Origin of the sequence: Microbacterium sp. AK031, from assembly GCF_024807145.1 — a bacterium.
GTDB lineage: Bacteria > Actinomycetota > Actinomycetes > Actinomycetales > Microbacteriaceae > Microbacterium.
In genome coordinates this window covers 572,393-597,490 of record NZ_JANUCA010000001.1, presented here as the reverse complement: position 1 = coordinate 597,490, position 25,098 = coordinate 572,393, and the positions used below count along the sequence as shown (strand labels likewise).

The following is a 25,098-nucleotide window of genomic DNA, read 5'->3' as shown; positions in this document are numbered from 1 at the left end:
ATGAGCACCGAAGAAGGCGCACCTTCCCCCTCCGAGGAGATGAAGCGCAAGTTCAAGGAAGCGCTCGAGAAGAAGAACGCACATCACCGCGACGGTGAATCGCATCTGGACGGCGACTCCGCCGTCCACGCGGCGAACGCCCCGCAGACGCGACGCGAGTTCCGACGCAAGAGCGGATGACCATCAAGAGGGCCACCCCGATCGGGATGGCCCTCTTCACTTTTCGGCACCCGTTCCTGCCGCGATACTGTGGTGCCATGCCGATCAGCCCCGTTCCAGGATCCGGCCTCCTGGGTGAGGATCGGATGCTGACGACTCCAGGCGGGCGTCGGCTGCGCACAATGGTCCGCGGCAGTGGCGATGACCTCGTGGTTCTGGAGGCCGGACTCGGCATGAGCGGTCTGTACTGGGGTCCTGTGCATGAACTGATATCTGCCGGTTCACGTGTGGTCGCCTATGAACGCGCCGGCTACGGCGGAAGCGACGCCGATACCGACCCGAGGACTCTCGAGCGCCTCGCTGATGACCTCGGCATCGTGGTCGATGCCGTCCCACATCGCCGACTCGTTCTCATCGGGCACAGCTGGGGCGGCCCGATCGTGCGCACGGCGGCAGCTCGCCGCCTGGCAGATGGTCGAACGGTCTCCACGACCGAGCCGGAGCTCATCGCCGAACAGGTGGTCGAGCTTCTGGGCTGACGCCGTGCCGCCAGCTCCTCTTCCACCCAGATGAGGAAGGTGCCGCGCGACCTCACCGGCCACGCGACACCTCGCGTCCTAACGTGATGTCGTACGTGCGCGGGCTCGGGCCTCCTTCGCCGCCAGCTCCGCGACCGCCGCCTCTTCGAGGCCCTGGGTGTCGACGGCATCCGTCGCGTTGGACATCCCGTCATGTGACGAGCCGTCGAGCATCGCCTCGTCGAACGGATCCCCACCGCCGAGCACGCGCCGTGCGCGCGCAGGATCGATCTGCTTGGTCCAGGTACCGATGAGCAGAGTGGCCACGGCGTTGCCGGTGAAGTTCGTAATGGCGCGCCCCTCGGACATGAAGCGGTCGATGCCCACGATCACGCCGACCCCGTCGACGAGGTCGGGTCGGTACGCCTGCAGACCGCCGGCGAGCGTGGCGAGCCCTGCGCCGGTCACGCCTGCTGCCCCCTTGCTCGCGATGATCATGAACAGCAGCAGTCCGATCTGCTCGCCGATCGACATCGGCTGCCCCATTCCTGCTGCGATGAACAGCGAGGCCATCGTCAGATAGATGGCCGTTCCGTCGAGGTTGAACGAATACCCCGTCGGAACCGTGATGCCCACGACCGGCTTGGACACCCCGATGTGCTCCATCTTCGCGATGAGCCGCGGGAGCGCCGACTCCGACGACGACGTTCCCACGATGAGCAGGTACTCTCGCGCCAAGTACTTGATGAGCTGGAAGATGTTCAGTCGCGTCACGAGGTAGAGCAGCGTCCCAAGCACACCGATGATGAAGACGATGCAGGTGATGTAGAACGCGATCATCAGCAGTCCCAGTCCCCAGATCGCTGCGATGCCGGTCTTGCCCACGACAGCGGCGATCGCGCCGAACGCACCGATGGGTGCGAGCCACAGGATCATCCCGAGAATGCGGAACACCAGCACCTGAAGATGCTTCACCGCAGCCATGATCGGCGCGCCCTTCTCGCCGAGTCCTTGCACGGTGAATCCGACCAGCAGTGCGATGAAGAGCACCTGCAGCACGCTCTCGCCCGTGAAGGCCGAGAAGAACGTGGTGGGGATGATGCCGAGGATGAAATCCTGCGTGGACTTGGCCTCCGTGGTGCTCGCGTCGTAGGACGCACCGGCCATGTCGAGCCCGGTACCGGGATGGATGATGTTCCCGACGACGAGGCCGATCGCCAGCGCGAAGGTCGACATCAGCATGAAGTAGATGAGTGCGAGGCCCCCGATCTTCCCCACTGTCGCGGCCTTCGCGATCGATCCGACCCCCACCACGATCGTGCAGAAGATGATCGGGGCGATCATCATCTTGATCAGCGATACGAACCCCTTGCCTAGCGGCTCGAGGCTCTGTGCGAACTCCGGCCAGATTAATCCGATCGCAGCCCCGAGCACGGCGGCTGTGAGGACCGACACGTACAGCCAGGTGTGCTTGTCCCAGGAGCGTTTGCTCTTTCGCCAGTTGTAGCCCGGGAGTGAGAAACTCGTTGTGACGGCCATGGTGTACCTCCGTGATCATGAACTGCGTCGTCGCATGACGTCCGGCGATTCGCCGGGTGAACGGGTCTCACCCTCTCGGGGTTCTCGGGTGTCCACCATTTGTGGTCGTATTGGTCGTGCCGATCCGATCGAGGAGGAAGAAGGAGCTCGCGATGACGCGTTCAGAGCGCAGCCGCAGCGCGGCATCGCACGTCTTCGTCGTCCCCCTCATCGCGGCGATCCTGATCGGAGCCGTCGCGGCCGTCATCCTCGCGCTGCAGACTCAGCGCGCATCACGGGCCGAGGCAGAACAGCTCACCAGCGCGTTGGCGCAGTCTCTCGCCGATTCGCCGAGCGTGATCGATGCGCTCGACGGTGAAGACGCCGACGCCGCCTCGGCGGCGCTGCAGCCCTACGCGACGGCGGTCGTGGCGCATTCCGCTCTGGATTTCATCACCGTGATGACCTCGTCCGGGCTGCGCGTGACTCACCCCGACCCCGACCAGGTCGGCGCGCACTACATCGGTACGATCCCCGGCACGCCGACGACGCTCACCTAGGAGTTCACCGGCACACTCGGCGCCTCGATCCGAACGATCACGCCGGTCCTGAACTCGGCCGGCGAGAGCGTCGGGTGGGTCGCGGCCGGAGTCACGGTCGAATCCGTCGCGGAGTCGTTCCTGGGGCGGCTGCCCTCGGCGGTCGCGATCTCCGCGCTCATTGTCGCCGCAGGTTCTCTCGGAGCTTTCCTCGCGCGCCGCTACACGCGCCGCATCGCGGGTGATCTGCCGGCTGGACGGGTAAGGGATGCCGTCGCGTCGTACGAGTCGGTGCGCACTCTCGGCGAGGCTCTGCGCGCGCAGACGCACGAGCACGGCAATCGGATGCACACCGCGATCGCGCTACTGGAGCTGGGCCGCACCCGTCAGGCCATCGACATCCTCGTGGAGACATCGAAGCAGAGCCAGTCGCTCGTGGATCAGGTCACGGCACGGCGCGACGGCGACCCGACAGTGGGCGCGCTGCTGCTGGTCAAGGCATCTCAGGCGAAAGAGCGCGGTGTGGACTGGTCGGCCGATATCGACCCCGACGCACCTCGCTCCTCGCTCGCGCCGATGGACAGCATCGCCGTGCTCGGCAACCTGATCGACAACGCTCTGGATGCCGCGGCTGCCGCCCCTGTGCGCTGGCTGCGCGTCATGGTCAGCGCCGCACCGAACGGCGGGGTGGTGCTCGAGGTCTCGGACAGCGGCGCAGGCGTTCCTGCCGCAATGCGCGAGCAGATCTTCCAGCACGGGTTCTCGACCAAGCCGGCCGGCGCCGAGGGCAGAGGCGTAGGGCTCGCTCTCGTGCGATCGATCGTGAACGAGGCAGGAGGGACCGTGGAGATCCTGGACGAGCCGACGACATTCCGGGTCACGCTGCCCGGTGCACGTGCCCCGCATGCAGAGATGAAGGCGCAGATGCCATGATCCACACCCTCCTCGTCGACGACGACGCGTTGACGCTCGAACTGCACCGGGACTACATCGCGCGGATCGACGGCTACGAGGTCGTCGGTGAGTGCAGCAGCGCCCGTGCCGCGCTCAACGCGCTGATCGAGAGTCCACCGCGGGATGGGATCGATCTGCTCCTGCTCGACATGACGATGCCCGACGGCTCAGGACTCGACGTCCTCCGTCATCTGCGGGCACGATCGATAGCGGTCGATGTCATCGCCATCACCGCTGTACGCGACGCCGATACCGTGCGTCAGATGGCCGCTCTCGGGGTCGTGCAGTACCTGGTGAAGCCCTTCACGTTCGCCACGTTCAGGGAGCGGCTGGACCAGCACCGCGCGTACCGCGCGCAGGCCGTCGCCGCGGCCGGTCAGGCGAGCCAGGCCGAGATCGATGCGCTCCTGGGTGCATCGCGGCCCACCGGCAGCATCAAAGTGCCGAAGGGGTTGTCCGCTGCCTCCCTCGCCCGAGTGACGTCAGCCGCACACGATGCCGGCGTGTTGTCAGCAAGCGAGGCCGCAGAGCTGCTGGGAATGTCACGGGTGGCTGCACGCCGCTATCTCGAGCATCTCGCCGACGTGGGAAGGCTGGAGCGCGCCGCCCGATACCGGGGCAGAGGTCGCCCCGAGACCGAGTACCGGTGGCGCTGAGAGAGCCCTACTCCCCCGCGAGTCCCCCGAGAAGATGGCCGAAGGAGCGCCCCTCACCCAGGTAGTTCGCCGGATCGAACGGGTCGCTCGACGTGGCGGCTTCCTTGCGAGCGATGGCATCGGCGAGTTCGCGTGCGCCCTTCTCGACACGCTTCGCCAACGGAGCGACGTCGTCGCCGGCCCCGCCCCAGTCACTGGAGGCCGCGAAAACTCCGGTGGATACGGTCTCGGCGTGGAGATACGCGAACAGCGGACGGATCGCGTAGTCGATCGCGAGCGAGTGACGCGGGGTACCCGCGTTCGCGCCGAGCAGCACCGGCTTGCCGGTGAGGCCATCCGGGTCGAGCACGTCGATGAACGACTTGAACAGTCCGTTGTAACTCGTCGAGAAGATCGGCGTCACCGCGATCAGCGCATCGGCCGAGTACACCGAGTTGATCGCCGTCTCGAGCGCAGCCGGCGCGAATCCGGTGAGCAGATTGTTCGTGATGTCGTGCGCGAGGTCGCGCAGCTCGATCATGTCCACCGTGGCTTCGATGTCGCGCTCTGCGAGCTGCTTCACGGTCTCGGCTGCCATCCGGTCCGCCAGCATCCGCGTGGAGGAAGGGTTCGAGAGTCCTGCTGAGACGACGGCGATGCGACGTTCGCTCATGATCACGCCTCCTTCCGGCCGAGGCCGAACGCGGCACCGGCAGGCGCGGGAGCGTCCTGGTAAGGGGACCCAGCCGTGAGGTTGTCACCACGGTTGGCGCCCGGGATCGCCTGGCGGGCAGGTCCGTCGCCGTAGACCGCCTTCACTCGAGCGGCGTGGGTCGGAGCATCCGGAACACTCGCGGGGCGGTTCTTCGCCAGCTCCTTGCGGAGGGCGGGCACCACCTCGCCGCCGAGGATGTCGAGCTGCTCGAGCACGACCTTCAGCGGGAGCCCGGCGTGATCGATGAGGAACAGCTGACGCTGGAAGTCGCCGAAGGTGTCGCGCATCGCTGCGTAGCGGTCGATGACCTGCTGCGGGGAGCCGACAGTCAGTGGAGTCATCTCTGTGAAGTCCTCCATGCTCGGGCCGTGGCCGTACACCGGCGCGTTGTCGAAGTATGGACGGAATTCGTTCACGGCATCCTGAGAGCGCGCGCGCATGAACACCTGGCCGCCGATGCCGACGATGGCCTGCTCCGGAGTGCCGTGGCCGTAGTGCGCGTAACGCTGGCGGTACAGCTCGATCAGGCGCTGGTAGTGCTCTTTCGGCCAGAAGATGTTGTTCGCGAAGAACCCGTCGCCGTAATATGCGGCCTGCTCGGCTATCTCCGGCGTGCGGATGGAGCCGTGCCAGACGAACGGCGCGACGCCGTCCAGCGGACGGGGCGTCGAGGTGAAGCCCTGCAGCGGAGTGCGGAACTTGCCCTCCCAGTCGACGACATCCTCGTCCCAGAGCTTGCGCAGCAGCGCATAGTTCTCGATCGCGAGTGGCAGGCCCTGACGGATGTCCTTGCCGAACCAGGGGTAGACGGGGCCGGTGTTGCCACGGCCGAGCATGAGATCGATGCGCCCATCCGAGATGTGCTGCAGCATCGCGAAGTCCTCGGCGATCTTCACCGGGTCGTTCGTGGTGATCAGCGTCGTCGAGGTCGAGAGGATGATGCGCTCGGTCTGCGCGGCGATCGCGGCCAGCGTCGTGGACGGAGATGATGACCAGAACGGCGGGTTGTGATGCTCGCCGACGGCGAAGACGTCAAGGCCCACCTCCTCGGCGTGCTTCGCGATGGTGATCGCGTCTTTGATCTTCTGACCTTCGCTGGGCGTCTCGCCCGTCACCGGGTTGCGGGTGACGTCGCTGACGGTGAAGAGTCCGAACTGGATGCCTGAGGTGTCGGCCTGCTCGCTCATGATGTGCTCCGGGATTCTCGAGGCGGATGCTGTCGGCATATCGCTTCTATTCAAATGCATGTATATGGGACAACGCAACCCACGCAACTTTATTCCCAGCCCGCCGAGGAACGGCCGGTAGCCTCGAAAGATGAGCACTGCCGCACAGACGCCGACCGGCCCGATCACCGGAGGTATCGCGCGGCCCCGCAGACGCGTGCCGTTCTGGGACAACGCCCGCTACGCGTGCATCGTGCTGGTCGTGCTCGGGCACGCCATCCAGCGACTCACCTACGATTCCAGCATCGCGATGGCGCTGTATCTGGCCTTCTACGCATTCCACATGCCGGCGTTCGCGATCATCGCCGGCTACTTCTCGAAGTCGGTGCCGCCCACCCGGAAGCAGATGGCACGTGTCATCACCGACATCCTGGTGCCGTACGTGATCTTCGAGCTGCTGTGGACCCTCACGAAGTGGCTGGTGGAGGGTCAGGCCGAGCCGAATCTCACCAAGCCGTCATGGACGCTGTGGTTCCTGCTCGCTCTCGGAATCTTCCGCCTGGTGCTGCCGTATCTCGCGCTCCTGCGCTGGCCGCTGGTGTGGAGCGTGCTGATCTCAGTGGGAGCCGGGTATCTCAGCAACGTCGACAGCACCTTCTCGCTCTCACGGACGTTGGGCTTCCTGCCGTTCTTCGTGCTGGGCTGGTGGTTGCGAGAGCACGACCTGGTCAACCGCTTCCGCCTGATCGATTTCCGTCCGTGGTGGCTGCGCGCGATCGCGGTGCTCATCTTCGCCGCAGACGCATTCGTCGCATGGACCTGGGTGGATCTGTGGGAGAGCATCAACCTCGACAAATGGTTCTTCTACAACGACACATATATGGATCTCGGCGGCGACGCATGGTGGTCCGGCGGCATCCGCCTGCTCCTCATCGCGATCGGACTGGTGCTGACCGCTGCCTTCTTCGTACTGATCCCGCGACGCGAGCAATGGTGGACGAAGTTCGGGCAATACACGATGTACGTTTACCTGCTGCACTCGTTCGTACTGTATCCGTTCCGCGAGTCCGGCATCCTCCGCGATGCCGAGCCGACCTGGATCTGGCTGCCCACCGTGATCCTCCTGTCCGTGGTGATCGCTGTCGTGCTCGCCACACGGCCCGTCCGGTGGGTGTTCCGACCACTGATCGAACCGCGTGCGCGCTGGCTGTTCTCCGATCCGTCGCTCATGTCGGACACCTCGAGGCGCGATGACCCGACCGGTTCACGCAGGTCACCGGAGCGCTGAGCGGACGCACAGCCTCGTGGAGGAAAGCGCGGTAACTCTTCGCAACACACGACGCCGGCGGCGAGAGCTCGACGTACGCTCAGGTCATGCCTGAACTGAACCTCCCGGTCCTCGACCTCTCCCAGCTCGACGACGGTCGAGAGGCCGCGGCGAAGTTCCGTGGCGCACTGGCCGCAGCCGCCCACGACGTCGGATTCTTCTATCTGATCGGCACCGGCATCGACCCCGCGCTCTTCCGTCGACTGCAGCAGGCCGCCCGTGACTTCTTCGCGCTTCCTGAGGCGCAGAAGCTTGCGATCGAGAACGTGCACAGCCCGCAGTTCCGCGGTTACACCCGCATCGGCGGCGAACTCACCCAGGGCAAGGTCGACTGGCGTGAGCAGATCGACATCGGGCCCGAGCGGGAGCCGGTACCAAGCGGCCCGGCCTTCAACCGCCTCATCGGTCCGAACCTGTGGCCCGCGGCGCAGCCCGAACTGCGTGAGGTCGTCGAGTCATGGCGTGAGCACCTCACGGGCATCGCCCGCCGGCTCCTGCGCAGCTGGGCAGAAGCGCTCGGCGCCGAGCCCACGCATTTCGATGCGGACTTCGGCGACCCCGCGAGCCTGCTGAAGATCGTGCGCTACCCCGGCACCGATGCACCGGAGCCGCAGCAGGGCGTCGGTGCGCACAAGGACTCAGGCGTGCTCACGCTGCTCTGGGTAGAGCCCGGCAAGGGCGGCCTGCAGGTCGAACGAGACGGGGCATGGGTCGACGCTCCGCCCGTCGACGACGCTTTCATCGTGAACATCGGCGAGATGCTCGAGTATGCAACCGGCGGGTATCTCAAGGCCACCAACCACCGGGTGATCTCCCCCAAGGCTCCTGCGGATCGCATCTCAGTGCCGTTCTTCTTCAGCCCCGCGCTCGACGCGAAGCTTCCGCTCATCGAACTGCCTTCGGATCTGGTAGCCGAGGCGCGGGGCGTCACCGAAGATCCGAGCAATCCGATCCACAGCCTGTACGGCGAGAACGCCCTGAAGTCACGACTGCGCGCGCACCCGGATGTCGCCGCGATCCACCACTCCGACCTCGTGGCGGCATCTGCCTGACCTGCAGGCGACGTAGACTCCGGTCAGGAGGTCGGATGCTGTTGCCCATTTTCACTGTCGGCCACTCGAATCGCACAATCGAGGCGTTCGTGGAGTTACTGCTGGCCGAGCGGATCGAACTCGTGGTCGATGTGCGTCGCCTTCCCGGCTCGCGTCGCTATCCGCAGTTCGACGAGGACGCCCTGCGCCCATCGCTGGCCTCGGAGGGGATCGATCTGGCCCGCAACACGGCACTGACCGGCCGTCGCCCGGTCTCGCACGATGTGCCGTTCGAGACCAACGCGCTCTGGCGGAATCGCAGCTTTCACAACTACGCCGATCATGCGCTGTCGGAGGAGTTCCGCGAGGGACTGGCCGATCTCCGGCAGGAAGGGCATAGTCAAAGGGTCGCGGTGATGTGCTCCGAGGCAGTCTGGTGGCGTTGCCATCGGCGTATCATCGCCGACCACCTCCTCGCCCGCGGCGAGCAGGTCATCCATGTCATTGGTGCCGGGCGCTCCCAGAGCGCCGAACTCACTCCTGGTGCGCTGTCGGACGAGGTGCTCGGAGTCGTCTATCCCGAGTCCGCCCCGTCGCGAGGAGAGTGACCTCCGAACTCCACGATCTCCTGCAGCGCGTGCAGATGTGCGGCGAAGGCGCGCTCACCCCTCCTCGTCGATCGCACCCAGGTTCGCGGCCGACTGCCGACTTCTCCCCTGCGCGTGGCGACATAGCCGGCCACATTCAGGTGCGAGATCGATTTGCTCAGTGCCGAGTCGCCCACCTGCAGGATTTGGGAGAGGGTCGCGAAGTCGAGTTCGTCCCCGTCGAGGAGCGCAGCCATGAGCGAGAACCGGATGGGGCTGGCGAAGTTGTCGTCCAGGCGCAGTCGCGGATGCTTCTCAGCCATCGCGTCCATCCAGGAAAGCACTGCCGACGTGCAGGCAGAAGACGGCAGCCGCGGCGATCGGACCGTACGCGAGAAGCGTCGTGTCGCCACTGACCTGCACGAGCAGGATCGCCGCGATGACTCCGCCAGACATCGCGAACGCCGTCCACTGCGGCCAGGCCCACACCGCTCCGAGCGCAGGCATGCGCTCGGAAACACGCGCGGCGGTCCACCAGCCGAGGTTTCCGAGCATCAGCAGCAGACCGAAGACGGGAAGCAGCACCTCTTCCCCTACTGAGAGCACCCAGATCCCCAGGGTCATCATCGCTCCGATGATGACTGTCGCGAGCCGCGCGCCGGATGACAAACGGGCTCGTTCGCTGGACACATCCGCGGGAGGGGACCTGAGGATGCCGCGCACCGCCGGCCATCCCAGCACGAGGAGCGTCAGCGCTCCAGGGATCAGCCGTACGAAGGAGGGCACTACCACGTCGGTGATGCCGGCGAAGAAGAAGACGACAAGCGCAACCAGGAGGACGACGCAGAGCACGATCACGACGACCCACCGCCGCGAGAAGCCGTAGCCGATGACTCCGTATCCCTCACGACGCTGGTTGGCGAGCTGTACCCAGAGGAGAAAGACCCCGACGAACGTCATGAACGACGACGACACTGATGCCTCACCGATGCTGAACGCGACGACAGTGATGTACACGGCGAGCGTCACGACATTCACCAGGCCGACCCATGCCGCGCCGCGCCGGTCAACACCCGCCTCCCGGCGGGCGCGGACCGCACCGAGCTCGTCGAGGTACGCCTGAGCGATCTCGAAGCTCGGAGCCGGCAATGGCGCGGCTCCCTCGATCGGCCGCTGATCCATTGCACCTCCGCATCAGCTTTCCACTTGGAAAGCACCACTCGTGAAGGAAATTACGCGCTTTCCTCCGGGAAAGCAATCTGCCGTCGCCACGGAAACGACGAAGGCCGCCCCACACCTGGGACGGCCTTCGGAAGAAGTGCGATATTACGCTGGTGCGCTGCCTTAGCGGCGAAGTCCAAGCTTCTCGATCAGCGCGCGGTAACGCGCGATGTCGATGTCCTGGAGGTAGCCGAGCAGACGACGGCGCTGACCCACCATGAGGAACAAGCCACGACGCGAGTGGTGGTCGTGCTTGTGATCCTTGAGGTGTTCGGTGAGGTCCTTGATGCGCTGCGTCAGCATCGCGACCTGCACCTCGGGGGATCCGGTGTCACCGGGGTGCGTCGCGTACTCTTCCATGATCGCCTTCTTGGCGTCAGACTCGAGTGGCATAGATGGGATCCCCTTTCAGTTCGTTGCGCGGCGCCCAACACCTGATGCGTGAGCTCTCTTTATCCGCGGCCGATCAAACGGCAACCTGTAGAGTCTACCAGCCCTTGCGCCTGCTCCTGTCCTCACCGTGAGGCACCGCTTCCGCGAACCGATAACCTCGACACGTGCAGTACATCATGAGCGACGATCGCGAAACCGATAGGGAGTCACGCGTCGAGGTCGACGCGTGAGCGGCGGTGCCCGCGGGGCACTAATCGATCTTCGCCCCTTACGCGCCAGCAGTGCGTTCACGCGGATGTGGATCGGCTCGACACTTGCCGGTCTCGGCGGTCAGCTCACCATCGTCACCGTGATGCTGCATGTGTTCGAACTCACCGCGAGCACGTTCGCCGTCTCGATGGTCGCCGTCGCCGGCCTCATCCCGATGATCCTCGCCGGCCTGTACGGCGGGATGCTCGCCGATGCCTTCGATCGGCGCAAGGTCGCACTCATCGCAGCGGTCATCGCCTTCGTCTCGACTTTGCTGCTGGCAGTGCTCACCTGGGGCCAGCTCGAAACCATCTGGTGGTTATACGCGCTGAGCATGATCAACTCCGCCGCGAATTCGGTCGGAATGGCGACGCGGACAGCGATCGTGCCGCGTCTCATCTCCCGCGATCTCCTCGCGGCGGCATCAGCATTGAACGGCATCACGATCGGGGTCATGGTGATGGTCGGTCCTGCGCTCGCCGGCATCCTGGTCGCCTTCACCGGCTACGGCTGGACCTACACCATCGACGTCGTGCTCATGCTCGCGATGTTCCTCGGCCTGTGGACGCTTCCTGCGCTCCGACCTGAAGGGAACATCGTGCGCCCAGGGCTGGAGTCTCTGGTCGATGGTTGGCGGTTCCTCAAGCGCGCGGCCAACATCCGGATGCAGTATCTGGTCGACATCGTCGCGATGACGTTCGGGCAACCACTCGCGCTGTTCCCCGCGCTGGGCACCGTGATCCTCGGTGGAGGCGCGGTGACCACCGGCGTGCTGACCGCAGCCGTGGCCGCAGGCACGTTCCTCTCCAGCCTGTTCTCCGGGCGCGTCGTCCGTTACCGCTGGCACGGCCGCGGGATCGAGCGCGCAGTTCAGGCGTACGGCGCGGCGATTCTGCTCTTCGGTGTCGTGCTCCTGATCGGAGCCTGGATGCCGGGAGCGGACGAGACCCATCCGGACTTCGCGCTCATCACTGCAGCTTGTGCAGCGCTGGCCCTGTCCGGTGCCGCAGACAACATCAGTTCCATCTACCGAAACACCATGATGCAGGCGTCGGTGCCGGATGCCATGCGCGGAAGACTGCAGGGTATCTTCATCATCGTCGTCGCCGGCGGACCGCGCCTCGGCGCTCTCTATGCCGGCGCGCTCGCGACGCTCACAGTGCTCTGGTTCCCTCCGCTTCTCGGGGGGCTGCTCGTCATCGCGCTCGTCGGCGTACTGGTGCGCCTCACCCCGAGGTTCCGCGCGTATGACGCAGAGGACCCCGTACCCTGACGGCACGGGGTCCTCAGAACCGAAGATCAGTCCTCCTGCAGAGCGCCCTGCAGGTCAAGGTTGATGGTGATGTCCTTGCCGACGAGAACGCCGCCGGTCTCCAAGGCTGCGTTCCATGTGAGGCCGAAGTCTTCACGGTTGATGGTCGTCGTCGCGGAGGCGCCGGCCTTGTAGTTGCCGTAAGGGTCGGTGCCGAATCCGCCGAAGTCGAACGCGAAGCTCACCGGCTTCGTGATGCCGCGGATGGTCAGGTCACCATCGATGAAGAAGTCATCGGACTGCACCCGCGCACCGGTGGAGACGAACTCCATGGTCGGGAAGTTCTCGGTGTCGAAGAAGTCTGCCGAACGGAGGTGGCCGTCGCGACCTTCGTCGTTCGTGTCGATGGAAGTGACATCCACGCTCGCCTCGACCTTCGCCTCGAGCGGGTTCTCCGGGGCGACCAGCGTTGCGCTCTTCATGCCGAACGTGCCGCGCACCTTCGAGATCATCATGTGGCGGACGCTGAAGGTGACTTCGCTGTGCGCGGTGTCAAGGACCCAGATACCTGCGCGGTAGCCGGGGATATCGATCGTGGTCATACGTGTTCTCCTCAAGGATTGCGCCGTCTCATAGCGTTCATCTGACTCCAACTCGTATGCGACTGCATATATTCCGAAGATCGAGAGAAAAACAGAAGGTTCTCCTCCCTGGACGGGGCGGAGAACCTTCTGAGGGAACGACTCGGATCAGCCGACGGCGACCAGGTCGATGATGAAGATGAGGGTCTTCCCCGAGAGGAAGTGCCCCGAGCCCGCGGGACCATACGCCAGATGCGGCGGAACGATCAGCTCGCGCCGGCCGCCGATCTTCATGCCGGGGATGCCGTCCTGCCAGCCCTGGATGAGGCCGCGAAGCGGGAACTGGATGGTCTCGCCACGACCCCAGGAGGAGTCGAACTCTTCGCCGGAGTCGTACTCGACCCCGGCATAGTGCACGGTGACGGTGTCGCCGGGCTTGGCAGCAGCACCGTCGCCCTCGATGATGTCTCTGGTGACGAGCTCTGCAGGAGCGGGAGCGGTGGGGGCGTCGAACTCGGGCTTTGTGCGATCAGTCATGACTCCATACAACCGGAGCGCTCCACGTCGGTCAACGCGACCGCACCTGCTCAGAGCGAACACTTCGCGTCGGCGGTACGCACGAGCGCGAAGGGTATTGACATGACGCGAACCCCGGTGCAATCTGAATACAGATCAACTCAGCGCCCGGTAGACATGCAGGCATCGCCGCAGCACCGGGCGCTGAGTCTTGCTGCGGCTGGACTCTCGGCCTCAGTACGCCAGTAGCGCTGCACGCGTCGCGCGGGTGCGTGTGAGCAGGGCCCGCTCATCCTCGGCCGCGAGCGGGTCTCGACCGAGGATCGCGCGCTGTCGTACGGCGGCGAGAGCCGCGGCATCCTTGATGAAGGTCTTCATCAGAGACCTGCGATCGCCTCGTAGGCCCGCAGCCCACCTCAACCCGACCTTGCGGCCGGCCGGGGTCGCGAGCATCGTGATCTCCTCCGGCGTGAACCACCCGGCAGCGGCGTAGTCCCCGAGCCTTTCCCTGGTGACCCGGGCCTCTTCTCTGCGCAACGCCACGATCGCGAGGATGAAGCCGATGAAAAGGGGCACCTGAAGGGTGATGTAGAGCGCGAAGAAGTCGGCGAACGTGGCTGAACCGTTCCAGAAGCCGTGCAGGATCATGGCGCCGAGCAGGCCCAGCAGACCTGTACCCAGGACCGCGCCCGTCGAGGCATGGCGGCGCGCCGCAAGCCCCATCGCGAAGCCGGTGAGAGCGGTGAACATGGCGTGCGCGAACGGCGAGAGCAACCCCCGCATCACGAACGTGGCCGTGAGCTGTTCACCCCCGCCCTCGATCAGGCTGATCGCGAAGTACTGGATGTTCTCCGTGAAAGCGAAGCCGCCGCCGACCAGCGCCCCGTAGACGATTCCGTCGATCGGCCCATCGAATGCTCGTCTGCCGATCAGGAAGATGATGAAGATGCCGAGGCCCTTGGCGAGCTCTTCGACGATCGGCGCCTGGACCACCGCGCTGAACACTTCCGAACGCAGTCCGACCATGAGCGTGATGCCGATGTCGACGAGCAGCGTCAATCCGACCGCTGCCACGGCACCCCATGCGATCGCGAAGATGATGAGCGGCTTCGGCTCTGGCTCCCAGCGGTCGATGATGTAGACGCCGAGGAACACGATCGCGAGCGGGATGAGCGCGAGAACGAGCCCCATGCCGGAGGCCACCGCACCGAGAGCCCACACGAAGTAGCCGATCAGCGCGACCAGCGCGAAGCCCAGCACCCCGAAGAGCCAGATCGACACGGTCCTGCCCTTCTTCGAAGGCACCGGAAGCGAGGGCAGCGCTCCCGCAGGCGCAGGCGCGGCAGGTGCGGGCGGTGAGTAGTGCGTCGGCTGCGCCAGCGCGGATGCGTACACCGGCTGCTGGCTGAACTGCGGCGGCGTGTAAGGCGACTGCGCGTACTGCTGCTGCGAGTACTGGGGCTGCAGAGCCGGCGGCGGCGTGTACTGCGGCTCTGACGGCCCTCCGAATGACATACCCAAATCCTAGAGGTAGCGTCCACTCTGCTCCTTGCGCCCGGGCGGTAGCGTAGAGACATGCGTTTCGCCCATCTGCGTCGGCCAGACTCCCCCGATGCCCATCTCGCAGTGATCGAGGATGCCGAGGCCGTGCTGGTCTCCGATCTGCTCGATCCGGCTCCGCCCACCCTTCAGCAGCTCATCGATGGTGGTGATGAAGTCCTCGGTGCCCTTCGCGCCGCACTCGGCGAACGCACCTCCCCGCGGCATCCGCTCGCCGGCTTCGACTTCGCATCGGCGGTGCTGAACCCTCCCGTGATCCTCGCGATCGGTCTGAACTACGCCGCCCACTCCAGTGAACTGGGCCTGAAGACCGATACCGCGCCGACAGTCTTCACGCTGTGGCCGAACTCGCTGACATCGCACGAGGCCACCACCGGATGGCCGCGCACGCTGAGCGAGTCCGTCGATTACGAGGCCGAACTCGGCGTCCTGATCGGCCGACCGGCGAAGGACGTGGTCGAGGCGGACGCCCTGGACCACGTCTGGGGGTACACCGTCGTCAACGACATCACCGCCCGTGACATCCAGTTCTCCGAAGCCCAGTGGTCGCGCTGCAAGTCGTTCGACGGGTTCACTCCGACCGGGCCGTTCGTCGTCACCGCAGACGAGATCCCCGATCCGCAGGATCTGCACATCTGGACAGTCGTGGACGGCCACACGGTGCAGGACGCCACGACCGGCCAGATGGTCAGATCTGTCGCGACGCTCATCGCGCACCTGTCGCAGTCGATCACTCTGCAGCCGGGCACGCTGATCTCCACTGGGAGCCCAGGTGGGGCCGGCTACTCGCGCGAGCCCCAGATCTTCCTGCGCGACCGCTCAACGGTGACGGTCGGCATCGATGGCATCGGCGAACTCACCACGCACTGCCGCATCTACGGCTGAATCCCCGCGTCGACGACTGAGGCCTGCACCCATCGGGGGCAGGCCTCGGCCGCGGAAGCGTCAGATCTCGATCAGGCCTTCCGGGGGGATGACGGTGACCGCGGCGGTGACGGCTTCCAGCCCGGAGAGTCGTGCCGGTGAGAGCTGCTTCATGACCTCTTCGCGTGACATCAGGCCGGCCTCGACGACGAGGTCGGCAACGTTGCGATTCGTGAGCAGGGCGGTCTTCGCGAGGGCGGCGGCGGCGGCGTATCCGATGAAAGGCGTGAGCGCGGTGATGACGCCGACTGAGGCACCGACCATGGCGCCGAGGCGATCGGTGTTCGCCGTGATGCCGTCGACGCAGTTCACGCGCAGGGTCCACATGGCCTGGCGCATCCACGTGATCGACTGGAAGATCGAGTGCGCGATGACCGGCTCGAACGCATTGAGCTGCAGCTGCCCCGCCTCCACCGCCATCGTGACGGTCATGTCTGCGCCGACCACGGCGAACGCCACCTGGTTCACGACCTCGGGGATCACGGGATTGACCTTGCCGGGCATGATGCTCGAGCCCGCCTGCTTGGCAGGAAGGTTGATCTCGCCGAGGCCGGCCTGCGGACCTGATGAGAGCAGGCGCAGATCATTGCAGATCTTCGAGAGCTTGATGGCGTTGCGCTTCAACGACGACGAGAACGACATGAATGCGCCGGTGTCGCTGGTCGACTCGACCAGGTCCGTAGCCGTCTCCAGCTCCAGTTCGGTGATCTCGCGGAGATGCTTCAGGACCGCCTGTGTGTAATCGACATGGGTGGTGATGCCGGTGCCGATGGCGGTCGCGCCCATGTTGATCTCGAACATGAGCGAGGCATTCTCGGTCAAGCGGCTGTGATCCTCACCTAGAGTCGTCGCGAAGCCGTGGAACTCCTGCCCGAGCGTCATCGGCACGGCATCCTGCAGCTGAGTGCGACCCACTTTGAGGATGTCGTGGAAGTCGACGGCCTTGCTCAGGAAGGACTTTCGCAGGAGATCGAGCTCTTCGAGCAGCGCCCGCAGCGTCAGCGACAGTCCGATCTTGACGGCTGTCGGGTACACGTCATTCGTGGACTGGCTGCGGTTGGTGTGATCGATCGGAGACAGGAACGCGTAGTCGCCCTTCTCGCGGCCGGCAGCCTCCAGCGCGATGTTGGTGATCACCTCGTTCGCGTTCATGTTCGTCGAGGTGCCTGCTCCGCCCTGGATGACGCCGACCGTGAACTGGTCGTGGAACTCGCCGTCGATCACGCGCTGCGCGGCCGCGTCGATGAGGTCGGCCCGCATGGCGTCAAGAGCGCCGATCTCCTTGTTCGCACGAGCGCTCGCCTGCTTGACCATCGCGAGCGCGCGGACGAGATCCGGATACACCGAGATCGGACGCTTCGTGATCGGGAAGTTCGCATCGGCGCGGGCTGTGTGGATGCCCCAGTACGCGTCGACAGGTATCTCCATGCTCCCGAGCGAATCGGTCTCGGTACGGGTCAGAGAGGGCGCGGCAGAAGCCATGTCACATCCTTGTGGGTGGTGGCGGATCAGAAACGGGGGATGTCACCAGTCTATGCCGCCGGCATCCTCGACCCGGCTCGTGAGTCATCCGGCCGTCGACGCGTCAGTGCCCGATGACGATCACAAGGATGCCGCCGATCACGGCGGCGGCGCACAGAGCGAAGCAGCCGTACGCGCCGACGAGCGACGCGCGCTTCTGAGCATCGGTGAGCGGGCTCTTCTTCGCGGCCTTGGCGGCCTGCTTCGCCGCACGCCGCGCTTCCTTCTCGCTGATCACAGTGATCGCATCCGTGAACTCCGCAGGGCTCACCACGGGCGCATGCCCCGAACGAACGAGCAGCCGCAACCCGAGTGCATAGAAGGTCACGATGGCGGTCGCGCCGATGAGCGCGGCAGCGAACACCTGTATGAAGGCGAACCAGTCGATCGCGACGTTCATCACACTGCCCCCTTCTTCGCGGCCTTGGACTTCGCCTTGGCATCGGCCTTAGCCTTCGCGCGCGCTTTGGCCTCGGCGCGTGCCTGCTCGATCCGCTGCTGGCGCCTGGTGGGAGGAGGCAGGTCAGGGAGCTCGACAGCATGTCCGGACTCCGCCACATCGCTCATGGCGTTGTCGGCGTTCACCGCGTCACGTCGAGAACGCAGGAACAACCCGATGATGATGACGACAGCGAGCACGGCGTCGATCGCCACTCCCCACGTTCCCAACCAGACGACGAGCAGCGCGGCCACCGCACCGACCCCTGCCGCGGCAGGAAGAGTGAGCAGCCAGCCGATGCCGATCCGCCCGGCCGTCCGCCAGCGCACAGTCGAACCTCGACGTCCGAGGCCGGACCCGATGACGGACCCCGAGGCGACCTGCGTGGTGGAGAGCGCGAACCCGAGGGCACTGGAGGCGAGGATCGTCGCCGCTGTCGAGCTCTCCGCCGCGAAGCCCTGAGCGGGTTTGACGTCGGTGAGCCCCTTGCCGAGCGTGCGGATGATGCGCCAGCCGCCGAGATAGGTGCCGAGAGCGATCGTGAACGCACAGGCGAAGATGACCCAGAAGTACGGGTCCGATTGCTCAGAGCTCTGCCAGCCGACCGTGATGAGCGCGAGAGTGATGACGCCCATCGTCTTCTGCGCGTCATTCGTGCCGTGCGCGAGAGCGACCAGCGACGATGTGAAGATCTGACCCCAACGGAAACCGTCGCGGCCATCCGGCTTGTTGTCGTAGCGGCGGGTGATCGAATAGGCGATCTTCGTCGCTATGAAGGCGATTATGCCGGCCGTGATCGGTGCGATGAGCGCCGGAAGCACGATCTTCGAGAGCACCATTCCGAAGTCGATCCCGCCGAGTCCGACGCCGACGATGGTCGCGCCGATGAGTCCGCCGAACAGCGCGTGCGATGAACTCGAAGGCAGCCCGAGCAGCCAGGTGAGCATGTTCCATGTGATGGCGCCGATGAGACCGGCGAAGATCACCGACAGGAAGAGCTCTGCGCCCGAGTCTCTGATCGCATCTTCGTTGATGATGCCGTGCGACACCGTCTTGGAGACCTCGGTGGAAAGGAACGCCCCTACGAGATTGAGTACGGCAGCCAGCAGGACTGCGGTCTTCGGTTTGAGCGCACCGGTGGCGATGGGAGTCGCCATGGCATTCGCGGTGTCGTGAAAGCCGTTCGTGAAGTCGAAGAAGAGTGCCAGCGCTATGACCAGCACGACGATGAGGGCTGCGGTTTCCACTGTTCGCTTTCGTTTGAGTGAAAGGAAGAGAGCTGCCGACGTGATCGGCGTGACGAACGAAGAGTTCACCGTGGGTTTGACTTCCGTTAACCGGCCCCGATAAATCCTCGCACCCTGCTCGGCTCCGGTCAACTCGACCTGGGCTAGCGTGGAACGGTGACCAACGCCCCCATCGCAGCCCGCCGCTCCCACATCCGCGTACATCACGGCGACACGTTCGAGGATCCGTACGAGTGGCTCCGGGAGAAGGACTCGCCCGAAGTCATCGCTCATCTCGAGGCGGAGAACGCGCACACCGACAGTGCGACAGCGCACCTCGCAGATCTGCGCGAGACGCTGTTCCAGGAGATCAAGGGCCGCGTGCAGGAGACGGATCTTTCGGTGCCCACTCGAAAGGGCGACTGGTGGTACTACAGTCGCAGCCAAGAGGGTGCACAGTACGGCATCCAATGCCGCGCTGCGGCAGAAGAAGACGACTGGACTCCCCCGGTTCTCGAGCCCGGCGTGCCCGTTCTCGGTGAACAGATCCTTCTGGATGGCAACGTCGAGGCCGAAGGCCACGAGTTCTTCTCACTCGGATCCTTCGACACTTCGGATGACGGGACCAAGATGCTCTGGGCACCGGACTACGAGGGCGACGAGCTGTACACGATCAAGGTCCGCGATCTGGTGACCGGCGAGACGCTCGCCGACGAGATACCGAAGACCGGTGGCGGCTTCTTCACGCCGGATGGCACAGGCATCGTCTACACGACCCGTGACGACGCATGGCGTCCCGACACCCTGTGGCTGCACCTGATCGGCACCGCTGTCGAAGACGACGTGAAGCTGTTCCATGAGCCAGACGAGCGGTTCTGGCTCGGCGCCGGGATCACGCGCAGCCGACGGTACCTCGTGATCGGCGTCGGATCCAGCATCACCAGCGAGGAGTATCTCGTCGACCTCGAGGGCGAGATCACCGCAGAGCCACGGCTCGTGTGGCCGCGCACGGAGGGCGTGGAGTACTCGCTCGAGCACGCCGTCATCGACGGCGAGGACCGTCTGCTCATCCTGCACAACCAGGACGCCGTCGACTTCGAACTCGTCTCGGTCGCCGCTGCCGACCCGCAGGGCGCACGTCACGTCGTCATGGCGCACGAAGCGGGTCGCCGCATCCTCGGGGTCGACTGCTTCCGCGACTTCGGTGTCGTCGGCTACCGGAGCGAGGGGCTTGAGCGGATCGGCCTGCTTGATTACGCGGACGACCGCGTAGAGGAACTCGGATTCGACGAGCCGTTGTTCTCCGCATGGCCTGCAGGCAACCCGGAATGGCATTCTCCGTTCCTCCGCCTGGGCTACACGTCCTTCGTCACCCCGAGCACGTTGTATGACCTCGATCTGGCGACTCGTGACCTCGTGCTGCGCAAACGCCAGCCGGTGCTCGGCGGATACTCCGCCGACGAATACGGTCAGGCGAGGGCGTGGGCGACGTCGGAGGACGGCACCCGGGTGCCGATCTCCCTCGTGTGGAAGAAGTCGTTCGGTGCGCCTGGCGATGAGATCCGGCCCGTTCACCTCTACGGCTACGGGTCGTATGAGCACTCGATCGACCCCGGCTTCTCGGTCGCAAGATTGTCCGAACTGGACCGCGGCGTGATCTTCGCGGTCGCGCATGTACGCGGCGGCGGTGAGATGGGCCGCACCTGGTACGACGACGGCAAGCTGCAGAACAAGCGCAACACCTTCACCGATTTCGTGGCATGCGCGGAGCATCTCATCAGCGCCGGAATCACGACGCCAGAGCGCATCGTCGCAGAGGGCGGCAGCGCCGGCGGCCTGCTGATGGGCGCGGTCGCGAACCTGGCTCCGACCCGGTTCGCCGGCATCCTCGCATCGGTTCCGTTCGTCGATGCCCTCACCAGCATCCTTGATCCTTCGCTGCCTCTCACCGTCATCGAATGGGACGAGTGGGGCGATCCCCTCCATGATGCAGACGTCTATGCGTACATGAAGTCGTACACGCCATACGAGAACGTGCAAGACGGCGTCGCCTATCCGCGCATTCTCGCCATGACCTCTCTCAACGACACCCGCGTTCTGTACGTGGAACCGGCGAAGTGGGTCGCGCGCCTTCGGGAGGCAGGCGCCGGTGACGTGCTGTTGAAGTGCGAGATGGCGGCCGGACACGGCGGCGTGAGCGGTCGGTACAACGCCTGGAAGGAGCGGGCATTCGAACTCGCCTGGATGCTGGACACACTCGGTCTCGCATCCACGAGGCCTGCCGCCTGATCAGGACCCTTGCAGATCCGGCACCTAACATGGCGCGGGATGTCAGACAGCTCAGCCAGGATCACAGGTCTCGACGGGCTCAGAGGGTTCGCCTCCCTCGCCGTCGTGCTCTACCACCTCTCGCTCATCGTGAGGCCGGAGGTGAGCGAGACGGCGTGGGCCTGGCTGACGCAGAGTCCGCTCAAGCTGCTGTTCCCCGGAACCGAAGCAGTGCTCGTCTTCTTCGCGTTGTCCGGGCTCGTCGTCGCCCTGCCTGCTCTGCGCTCCGGGTTCGCATGGTCCCGCTACTACCCTTCGCGTCTGCTACGGCTGTACCTCCCCGTGTTCGGTGCGCTGTTGTTCGCGACTGTGCTCATCATCGCGATTCCTCGCGACCCAGCCTCCGCGCCGAGCGGCTCATGGCTGCGCGACGCTCAGGCCACATCCGTCACGCCGGCCTCCTTCCTCGCAGAGGCGTCCCTGCTGCCCGCGTCGTACGACATCGACAACGTGCTGTGGTCGCTGCGGTGGGAGCTCTTCTTCTCACTGCTGCTCCCCCTGTTCGTCTGGCTCGCGATCCGTTTTCGTCGCGCGAGCCCGTACCTCGCGATGATGGCAGCGTCGGCCACCATCGCGGGTCGGATGCTCGAGATCGATGCGCTGGTGTACTTCCCGGTGTTCCTGCTCGGGACGATCATCGCGGTCAATCTCGACAGCATCCGCTCATTCGCGCAGAGCGCCCGGACCAGATTCTGGCCGGTGCTGGCCGTGCTCTCGGGAGCGATGCTCATCGCCAGCTGGCTGGCGAGACCTGCTCTCGAAGGCCGGCACAAGGTCGCTGCAGACGTGGTCTGGGGACTAGCCGGTGTGGGCGCGACGCTGATCGTCCTGCTCGTGATCGTGTGGCCTGCCCTGCGTCATGCGTGTGAACGCCCGGCAGCTCTCTGGCTGGGCAGAGTCTCGTTCAGCCTCTATCTCGTGCACGCGCCGATCCTCGGCACGCTGGGCTATCTGCTCGGCGTGGAGCGCTGGTGGCTCGTGTGCCTGATCGGCCTGCCGCTCTCCCTCGGCGTCTCCGCGCTGTTCTACCGGTGGGTCGAGCGCCCATCGCACATCCTGGCGCGACGCGTCGGCGGGTATGTCACTCAGCGTCTGGCCCGCGTCGGGTGATCAGCGCTCGAGGATCCTCGTCAACGCCCCGTCATCCACAGAACGCGTCTCCGCACGACGCCGGCGCGTCGGCGCAGTCGCACCCGCAACGGCTGATCCTGCGCCGACGCGATTCTCTTCGCGTCGAACGCTGAGCGCAGCTCGCGCGCCCACCTGCGGGTGACGGCCACGTCGGAGAACTCGGCAGCCCGAGCCATCGCGCGCTTCCTCATCGCCTCGAGTCCGGCTGCGGGCATGGACTGGAGCTCCACGATGCGTTGACCCATCATCTCGATGTCTCTCTCAGGGACGAGGAATCCGTCGAGGCCATCGTGGATCATGTCCGCCGGGCCATATCGGATGTCATACGCGATCGGGATGCAGCCGGCCGCCATGCTCTCGATCAGCACGAGCGGCAGTCCTTCGGATGTAGAGGTAAGAAGGCTGAAACCCGCGGTCTGGAACGCGGCGCGAGCGTCAGGGTCGAAACCACGCAATCGAACGTGCCCATCGACGCCGAGCTCTTCGATATGCGTGCGGATCTCTCCCTCGCGCGGGCCGTCGCCGTACAGGTCGAGGCTGATTCGCTGATCGGCGTCCCTTGCCAGTGCGATCGCCTCCACTGCGTGCTTCAGACGCTTGCGGGAATCCAGAGAGGCGACGACGACGCCGAGGGCCTCTGTACGCGGGCTCCCGGACGGTGGTAGGAACTCTGCCTCGTTCGGGATGGCGCGGATCCTGGCTGTGACATCCACGGATGTGAGATCATCGGCAAGGTCGGCCCGCTGCCTCGCCGTGAGCACGACCACGTCGTCGAAGTCGCCTGCGCGATGCAGCACGAACGCGCGGGATGATCGCAGGGTTCCGGTGCGCCCTCGCACTCGATGCGATGCGTGCACGATATGGACGGTCGTCACATTCTCCCGTCGGTAATCGACGACGGAACGGGCGGCGGTCTTCGAGTCCACCAGCAGGTAGCTCGTCTTGCCCGCGGTCATCCGGTCGAACCACCAGCGGTAGAGACTCCACTTCGATTTCCACGAGCGCAGTGGGGTGCCGTCCTCCGCGTACACCACGATGCGCCGCGACTGCGCGTCTGCACGCTCGGTGGCGAGAAGACTGCCGTCGCGACGGAATCGATCCACTGCGACCGGACCGCCATCCGCCCGGGAACGCCGCCGAGACAGGCTGATGCCGTCGCACTCGGAGACGATGTCGTCGTCGGCCGGAGTGAGCAGTTCGACCGCAGCCTGAACCTCGTCCTTCTCCCGCGGGGGACGTCGGCGCAGATCATCCCAGAGGTTGAGGATCCTGACCCCGTCGATCAGGTCGCCTGACGCGCGAAGCCGCGAGTCGAGTTCGGGATAGTCCGGTCGATCATCGAGGGTGAGGATGTCGACGTCGACGCCGCCGATCCGCTTGAATGATCGCGAACGCCGCAGCATGGCATTGGTCATACCGCCGTAATGGTCGCCGATCCCCCAAGTCAGGGCGAAGTGTCTGCCGTGTGGAAGACGGGAATCTGCGCGCATCATCGAACCGACGATAGGCGGTCAGGATTCGGCCCACCTGTGGGCCGGCCGTGCAGTCGCTGAGCGCCGGTGCCGCTCAGCCGAAGAGCGCTGCGGCCTCGTCGTAACGGTAACGAGGCACTGTGTTGAGCTCGCCGAGAGCCTCTTCGAACGGCACGCGAACGATGTCGGTTCCCTTCATGGCGACCATCTTCCCCCAGGCGCCCTCCACGATCGCGTCCGCGGCGTGCAGGCCGAGACGCGTGGCGAGCACGCGGTCGAAGCCGGACGGCGATCCGCCTCGCTGGATATGGCCGAGGATCGTCGCCCTGGTCTCGATCCCGGTGATCCGCTCGATCGCAGGTGCGAGCTGGTCGCCGATGCCGCCCAGCCGAGGACGGTTGAAGGCGTCCAGCCCTTTGTCGCTGAAGGCCTCTTCCATACCCTCGAGTTTGAACCCTTCTGAGACCACGACGAGCGGCGCGCGACCACGGTCGTGGGCGCTGGTGACGAGCTCGGCGATCTCGTCGATCGACATCGGTACCTCGGGAATGCAGATGACGTGGGCACCGGCGGCCATGCCCGCGTGCAGCGCGATCCACCCGACGTGGCGGCCCATGACCTCTGCCACCATGCACCGCTGGTGAGAGTCGCCGGTGGTGCGCAGTCGGTCCATGGCATCGGTGGCGATGTTCACGGCGGTGTCGAAGCCGAAGGAGTAGTCCGTGGCACGAAGGTCGTTGTCGATGGTCTTGGGCACGCCCAGCACATTGACGCCGTCCTTGGCGAGCCGATCAGCGGCAGCCAGCGTTCCTTCACCACCGATGGCGACGATGCCGTCGATCTTGTGGCCGTAGAGGGTCTTGGCGATGTTGTCGGCGCCGCCGCGCTCTCCTTCGTAAGGGTTGGTGCGGCTGGTGCCGAGAATCGTCCCGCCGACCTTGGACAGGCCTTTGACCTCGTGGCGGGTGAGCGGCATGAAGTCACCCTCTACGACGCCGCGCCATCCATCGCGGATGCCGACGAACTCGAGGTCGTACGAGGTCGTGCCCTTGAGTACGATGCCGCGGATGACCGCGTTGAGGCCGGGGCAGTCGCCGCCGCTGGTGAGGATGCCGATCTTCATGCTGATGCCTTCG

The 25,098-nt window shown here is 65.3% G+C and carries 27 protein-coding genes; 12 read left to right on the top strand and 15 right to left on the bottom strand.

All coding sequences use genetic code 11. The features are described 5' to 3' along the window. A complete protein-coding gene (locus HDC95_RS02775) occupies positions 1 to 180 on the top strand; it encodes a DUF5302 domain-containing protein (RefSeq protein WP_259061649.1) in 180 nt (59 codons plus the stop codon). A gap of 77 nt (positions 181 to 257) precedes the next feature. Further along, on the top strand, positions 258 to 698 hold the full coding sequence (locus HDC95_RS02770) for an alpha/beta fold hydrolase (protein ID WP_259061648.1): 441 nt from the start codon (positions 258 to 260) through the stop codon (positions 696 to 698). Between the two features lie 78 nt (positions 699 to 776). On the opposite strand, the gene HDC95_RS02765 is transcribed toward HDC95_RS02770, so the two are convergent. Then, positions 777 to 2,216 (bottom strand): cation:dicarboxylate symporter family transporter, encoded by a 1,440-nt coding sequence (locus HDC95_RS02765; protein WP_259061647.1) that lies wholly within the window; start codon positions 2,214 to 2,216, stop codon positions 777 to 779. A gap of 152 nt (positions 2,217 to 2,368) precedes the next feature. On the opposite strand from HDC95_RS02765, the gene HDC95_RS02760 reads away from it, so the two are divergent. Next, a complete protein-coding gene (locus HDC95_RS02760) occupies positions 2,369 to 2,755 on the top strand; it encodes a hypothetical protein (RefSeq protein ID WP_259061646.1) in 387 nt (128 codons plus the stop codon). Here HDC95_RS02760 and HDC95_RS02755 read toward each other — a convergent pair. After that, positions 2,752 to 2,916, bottom strand: coding sequence for a hypothetical protein (locus HDC95_RS02755; RefSeq protein WP_259061645.1), 165 nt, complete (start codon positions 2,914 to 2,916; stop codon positions 2,752 to 2,754). The genes HDC95_RS02760 and HDC95_RS02755 overlap by 4 nt on opposite strands. A 109-nt stretch (positions 2,917 to 3,025) precedes the next feature. On the opposite strand from HDC95_RS02755, the gene HDC95_RS02750 reads away from it, so the two are divergent. Together HDC95_RS02750 and HDC95_RS02745 are read left to right on the top strand one after the other, a co-directional pair. Continuing rightward, complete coding sequence (locus HDC95_RS02750) at positions 3,026 to 3,667, top strand: sensor histidine kinase (protein WP_259061644.1); 642 nt, start codon at positions 3,026 to 3,028, stop codon at positions 3,665 to 3,667. Further along, the gene (locus HDC95_RS02745) at positions 3,664 to 4,344 is read left to right on the top strand and encodes a response regulator (protein WP_259061643.1); all 681 of its coding nucleotides are present in this window, start codon (positions 3,664 to 3,666) and stop codon (positions 4,342 to 4,344) included. Before HDC95_RS02750 ends, HDC95_RS02745 begins: the two co-directional genes overlap by 4 nt. A gap of 7 nt (positions 4,345 to 4,351) precedes the next feature. Here HDC95_RS02745 and HDC95_RS02740 read toward each other — a convergent pair whose 3' ends face one another. Together HDC95_RS02740 and HDC95_RS02735 are read right to left on the bottom strand one after the other, a co-directional pair. Then, positions 4,352 to 4,996: an FMN reductase gene (locus HDC95_RS02740; protein ID WP_259061642.1), complete on the bottom strand. Its 645-nt coding sequence runs from the start codon at positions 4,994 to 4,996 to the stop codon at positions 4,352 to 4,354. A gap of 2 nt (positions 4,997 to 4,998) precedes the next feature. Then, positions 4,999 to 6,225, bottom strand: a complete 1,227-nt coding sequence (locus HDC95_RS02735; protein ID WP_259061641.1) for an LLM class flavin-dependent oxidoreductase — start codon at positions 6,223 to 6,225, stop codon at positions 4,999 to 5,001. A 130-nt stretch (positions 6,226 to 6,355) separates the two neighbouring features. On the opposite strand from HDC95_RS02735, the gene HDC95_RS02730 reads away from it, so the two are divergent. The 3 genes from HDC95_RS02730 to HDC95_RS02720 all read left to right on the top strand — a co-directional run bounded on the left by HDC95_RS02730 (position 6,356) and on the right by HDC95_RS02720 (position 9,170). Further along, positions 6,356 to 7,492, top strand: coding sequence for an acyltransferase family protein (locus HDC95_RS02730; RefSeq protein WP_259061640.1), 1,137 nt, complete (start codon positions 6,356 to 6,358; stop codon positions 7,490 to 7,492). Between the two features lie 86 nt (positions 7,493 to 7,578). Further along, entirely contained in the window at positions 7,579 to 8,583 is a 1,005-nt protein-coding gene (locus HDC95_RS02725; RefSeq protein ID WP_259061639.1) for an isopenicillin N synthase family oxygenase, read from the top strand. A 35-nt stretch (positions 8,584 to 8,618) separates the two neighbouring features. Continuing rightward, positions 8,619 to 9,170, top strand: coding sequence for a DUF488 family protein (locus HDC95_RS02720; RefSeq protein ID WP_259061638.1), 552 nt, complete (start codon positions 8,619 to 8,621; stop codon positions 9,168 to 9,170). Here HDC95_RS02720 and HDC95_RS02715 read toward each other — a convergent pair. The 3 genes from HDC95_RS02715 to rpsO form a co-directional block, all read right to left on the bottom strand. After that, positions 9,137 to 9,472 carry a transcriptional regulator gene (locus HDC95_RS02715; protein ID WP_259061637.1) on the bottom strand — a complete coding sequence of 112 codons (336 nt, stop codon included), beginning with the start codon at positions 9,470 to 9,472 and terminating at the stop codon, positions 9,137 to 9,139. The genes HDC95_RS02720 and HDC95_RS02715 overlap by 34 nt on opposite strands. Then, on the bottom strand, positions 9,465 to 10,331 hold the full coding sequence (locus tag HDC95_RS02710; protein WP_259061636.1) for a hypothetical protein: 867 nt from the start codon (positions 10,329 to 10,331) through the stop codon (positions 9,465 to 9,467). Before HDC95_RS02710 ends, HDC95_RS02715 begins: the two co-directional genes overlap by 8 nt. A gap of 162 nt (positions 10,332 to 10,493) precedes the next feature. Then, on the bottom strand, positions 10,494 to 10,763 hold the full coding sequence (rpsO, locus tag HDC95_RS02705; RefSeq protein WP_259061635.1) for a 30S ribosomal protein S15: 270 nt from the start codon (positions 10,761 to 10,763) through the stop codon (positions 10,494 to 10,496). A 226-nt stretch (positions 10,764 to 10,989) separates the two neighbouring features. Between rpsO and HDC95_RS02700 the strand changes: the two genes are divergently transcribed. After that, positions 10,990 to 12,285 (top strand): MFS transporter, encoded by a 1,296-nt coding sequence (locus HDC95_RS02700; RefSeq protein WP_259061634.1) that lies wholly within the window; start codon positions 10,990 to 10,992, stop codon positions 12,283 to 12,285. Positions 12,286 to 12,311: 26 nt separating this feature from the next. Here HDC95_RS02700 and HDC95_RS02695 read toward each other — a convergent pair whose 3' ends face one another. The 3 genes from HDC95_RS02695 to HDC95_RS02685 all read right to left on the bottom strand — a co-directional run bounded on the left by HDC95_RS02695 (position 12,312) and on the right by HDC95_RS02685 (position 14,876). Then, positions 12,312 to 12,866 (bottom strand): YceI family protein, encoded by a 555-nt coding sequence (locus HDC95_RS02695; RefSeq protein WP_259061633.1) that lies wholly within the window; start codon positions 12,864 to 12,866, stop codon positions 12,312 to 12,314. A 147-nt stretch (positions 12,867 to 13,013) separates the two neighbouring features. Beyond that, positions 13,014 to 13,382 carry an FKBP-type peptidyl-prolyl cis-trans isomerase gene (locus HDC95_RS02690; protein ID WP_033104619.1) on the bottom strand — a complete coding sequence of 123 codons (369 nt, stop codon included), beginning with the start codon at positions 13,380 to 13,382 and terminating at the stop codon, positions 13,014 to 13,016. A gap of 213 nt (positions 13,383 to 13,595) precedes the next feature. Then, positions 13,596 to 14,876 (bottom strand): PrsW family intramembrane metalloprotease, encoded by a 1,281-nt coding sequence (locus tag HDC95_RS02685; protein WP_259061632.1) that lies wholly within the window; start codon positions 14,874 to 14,876, stop codon positions 13,596 to 13,598. A gap of 60 nt (positions 14,877 to 14,936) precedes the next feature. Here HDC95_RS02685 and HDC95_RS02680 point away from each other — a divergent pair, with 60 nt between their 5' ends. After that, on the top strand, positions 14,937 to 15,806 hold the full coding sequence (locus tag HDC95_RS02680) for a fumarylacetoacetate hydrolase family protein (protein ID WP_259061631.1): 870 nt from the start codon (positions 14,937 to 14,939) through the stop codon (positions 15,804 to 15,806). Positions 15,807 to 15,866: 60 nt separating this feature from the next. On the opposite strand, the gene HDC95_RS02675 is transcribed toward HDC95_RS02680, so the two are convergent. From HDC95_RS02675 to HDC95_RS02665, 3 genes are all read right to left on the bottom strand, one after another. Beyond that, the gene (locus tag HDC95_RS02675; RefSeq protein ID WP_259061630.1) at positions 15,867 to 17,327 is read right to left on the bottom strand and encodes an aspartate ammonia-lyase; all 1,461 of its coding nucleotides are present in this window, start codon (positions 17,325 to 17,327) and stop codon (positions 15,867 to 15,869) included. A 103-nt stretch (positions 17,328 to 17,430) separates the two neighbouring features. Beyond that, positions 17,431 to 17,766 carry a peptidase gene (locus tag HDC95_RS02670; RefSeq protein ID WP_259061629.1) on the bottom strand — a complete coding sequence of 112 codons (336 nt, stop codon included), beginning with the start codon at positions 17,764 to 17,766 and terminating at the stop codon, positions 17,431 to 17,433. After that, positions 17,766 to 19,052, bottom strand: coding sequence for an inorganic phosphate transporter (locus tag HDC95_RS02665; protein ID WP_259061628.1), 1,287 nt, complete (start codon positions 19,050 to 19,052; stop codon positions 17,766 to 17,768). The genes HDC95_RS02670 and HDC95_RS02665 overlap by 1 nt, the downstream gene beginning before the upstream one ends. Positions 19,053 to 19,208: 156 nt before the next feature. On the opposite strand from HDC95_RS02665, the gene HDC95_RS02660 reads away from it, so the two are divergent. After that, positions 19,209 to 21,320, top strand: coding sequence for a S9 family peptidase (locus HDC95_RS02660; protein ID WP_259061627.1), 2,112 nt, complete (start codon positions 19,209 to 19,211; stop codon positions 21,318 to 21,320). Positions 21,321 to 21,359: 39 nt separating this feature from the next. Then, positions 21,360 to 22,469, top strand: a complete 1,110-nt coding sequence (locus HDC95_RS02655) for an acyltransferase (RefSeq protein WP_259061626.1) — start codon at positions 21,360 to 21,362, stop codon at positions 22,467 to 22,469. Positions 22,470 to 22,489: 20 nt separating this feature from the next. On the opposite strand, the gene HDC95_RS02650 is transcribed toward HDC95_RS02655, so the two are convergent. After that, positions 22,490 to 23,905: a glycosyltransferase gene (locus HDC95_RS02650; RefSeq protein ID WP_259061624.1), complete on the bottom strand. Its 1,416-nt coding sequence runs from the start codon at positions 23,903 to 23,905 to the stop codon at positions 22,490 to 22,492. Between the two features lie 151 nt (positions 23,906 to 24,056). Beyond that, positions 24,057 to 25,085: a 6-phosphofructokinase gene (locus HDC95_RS02645; protein ID WP_259061623.1), complete on the bottom strand. Its 1,029-nt coding sequence runs from the start codon at positions 25,083 to 25,085 to the stop codon at positions 24,057 to 24,059. Between the last annotated feature and the right edge of the window lie 13 nt (positions 25,086 to 25,098).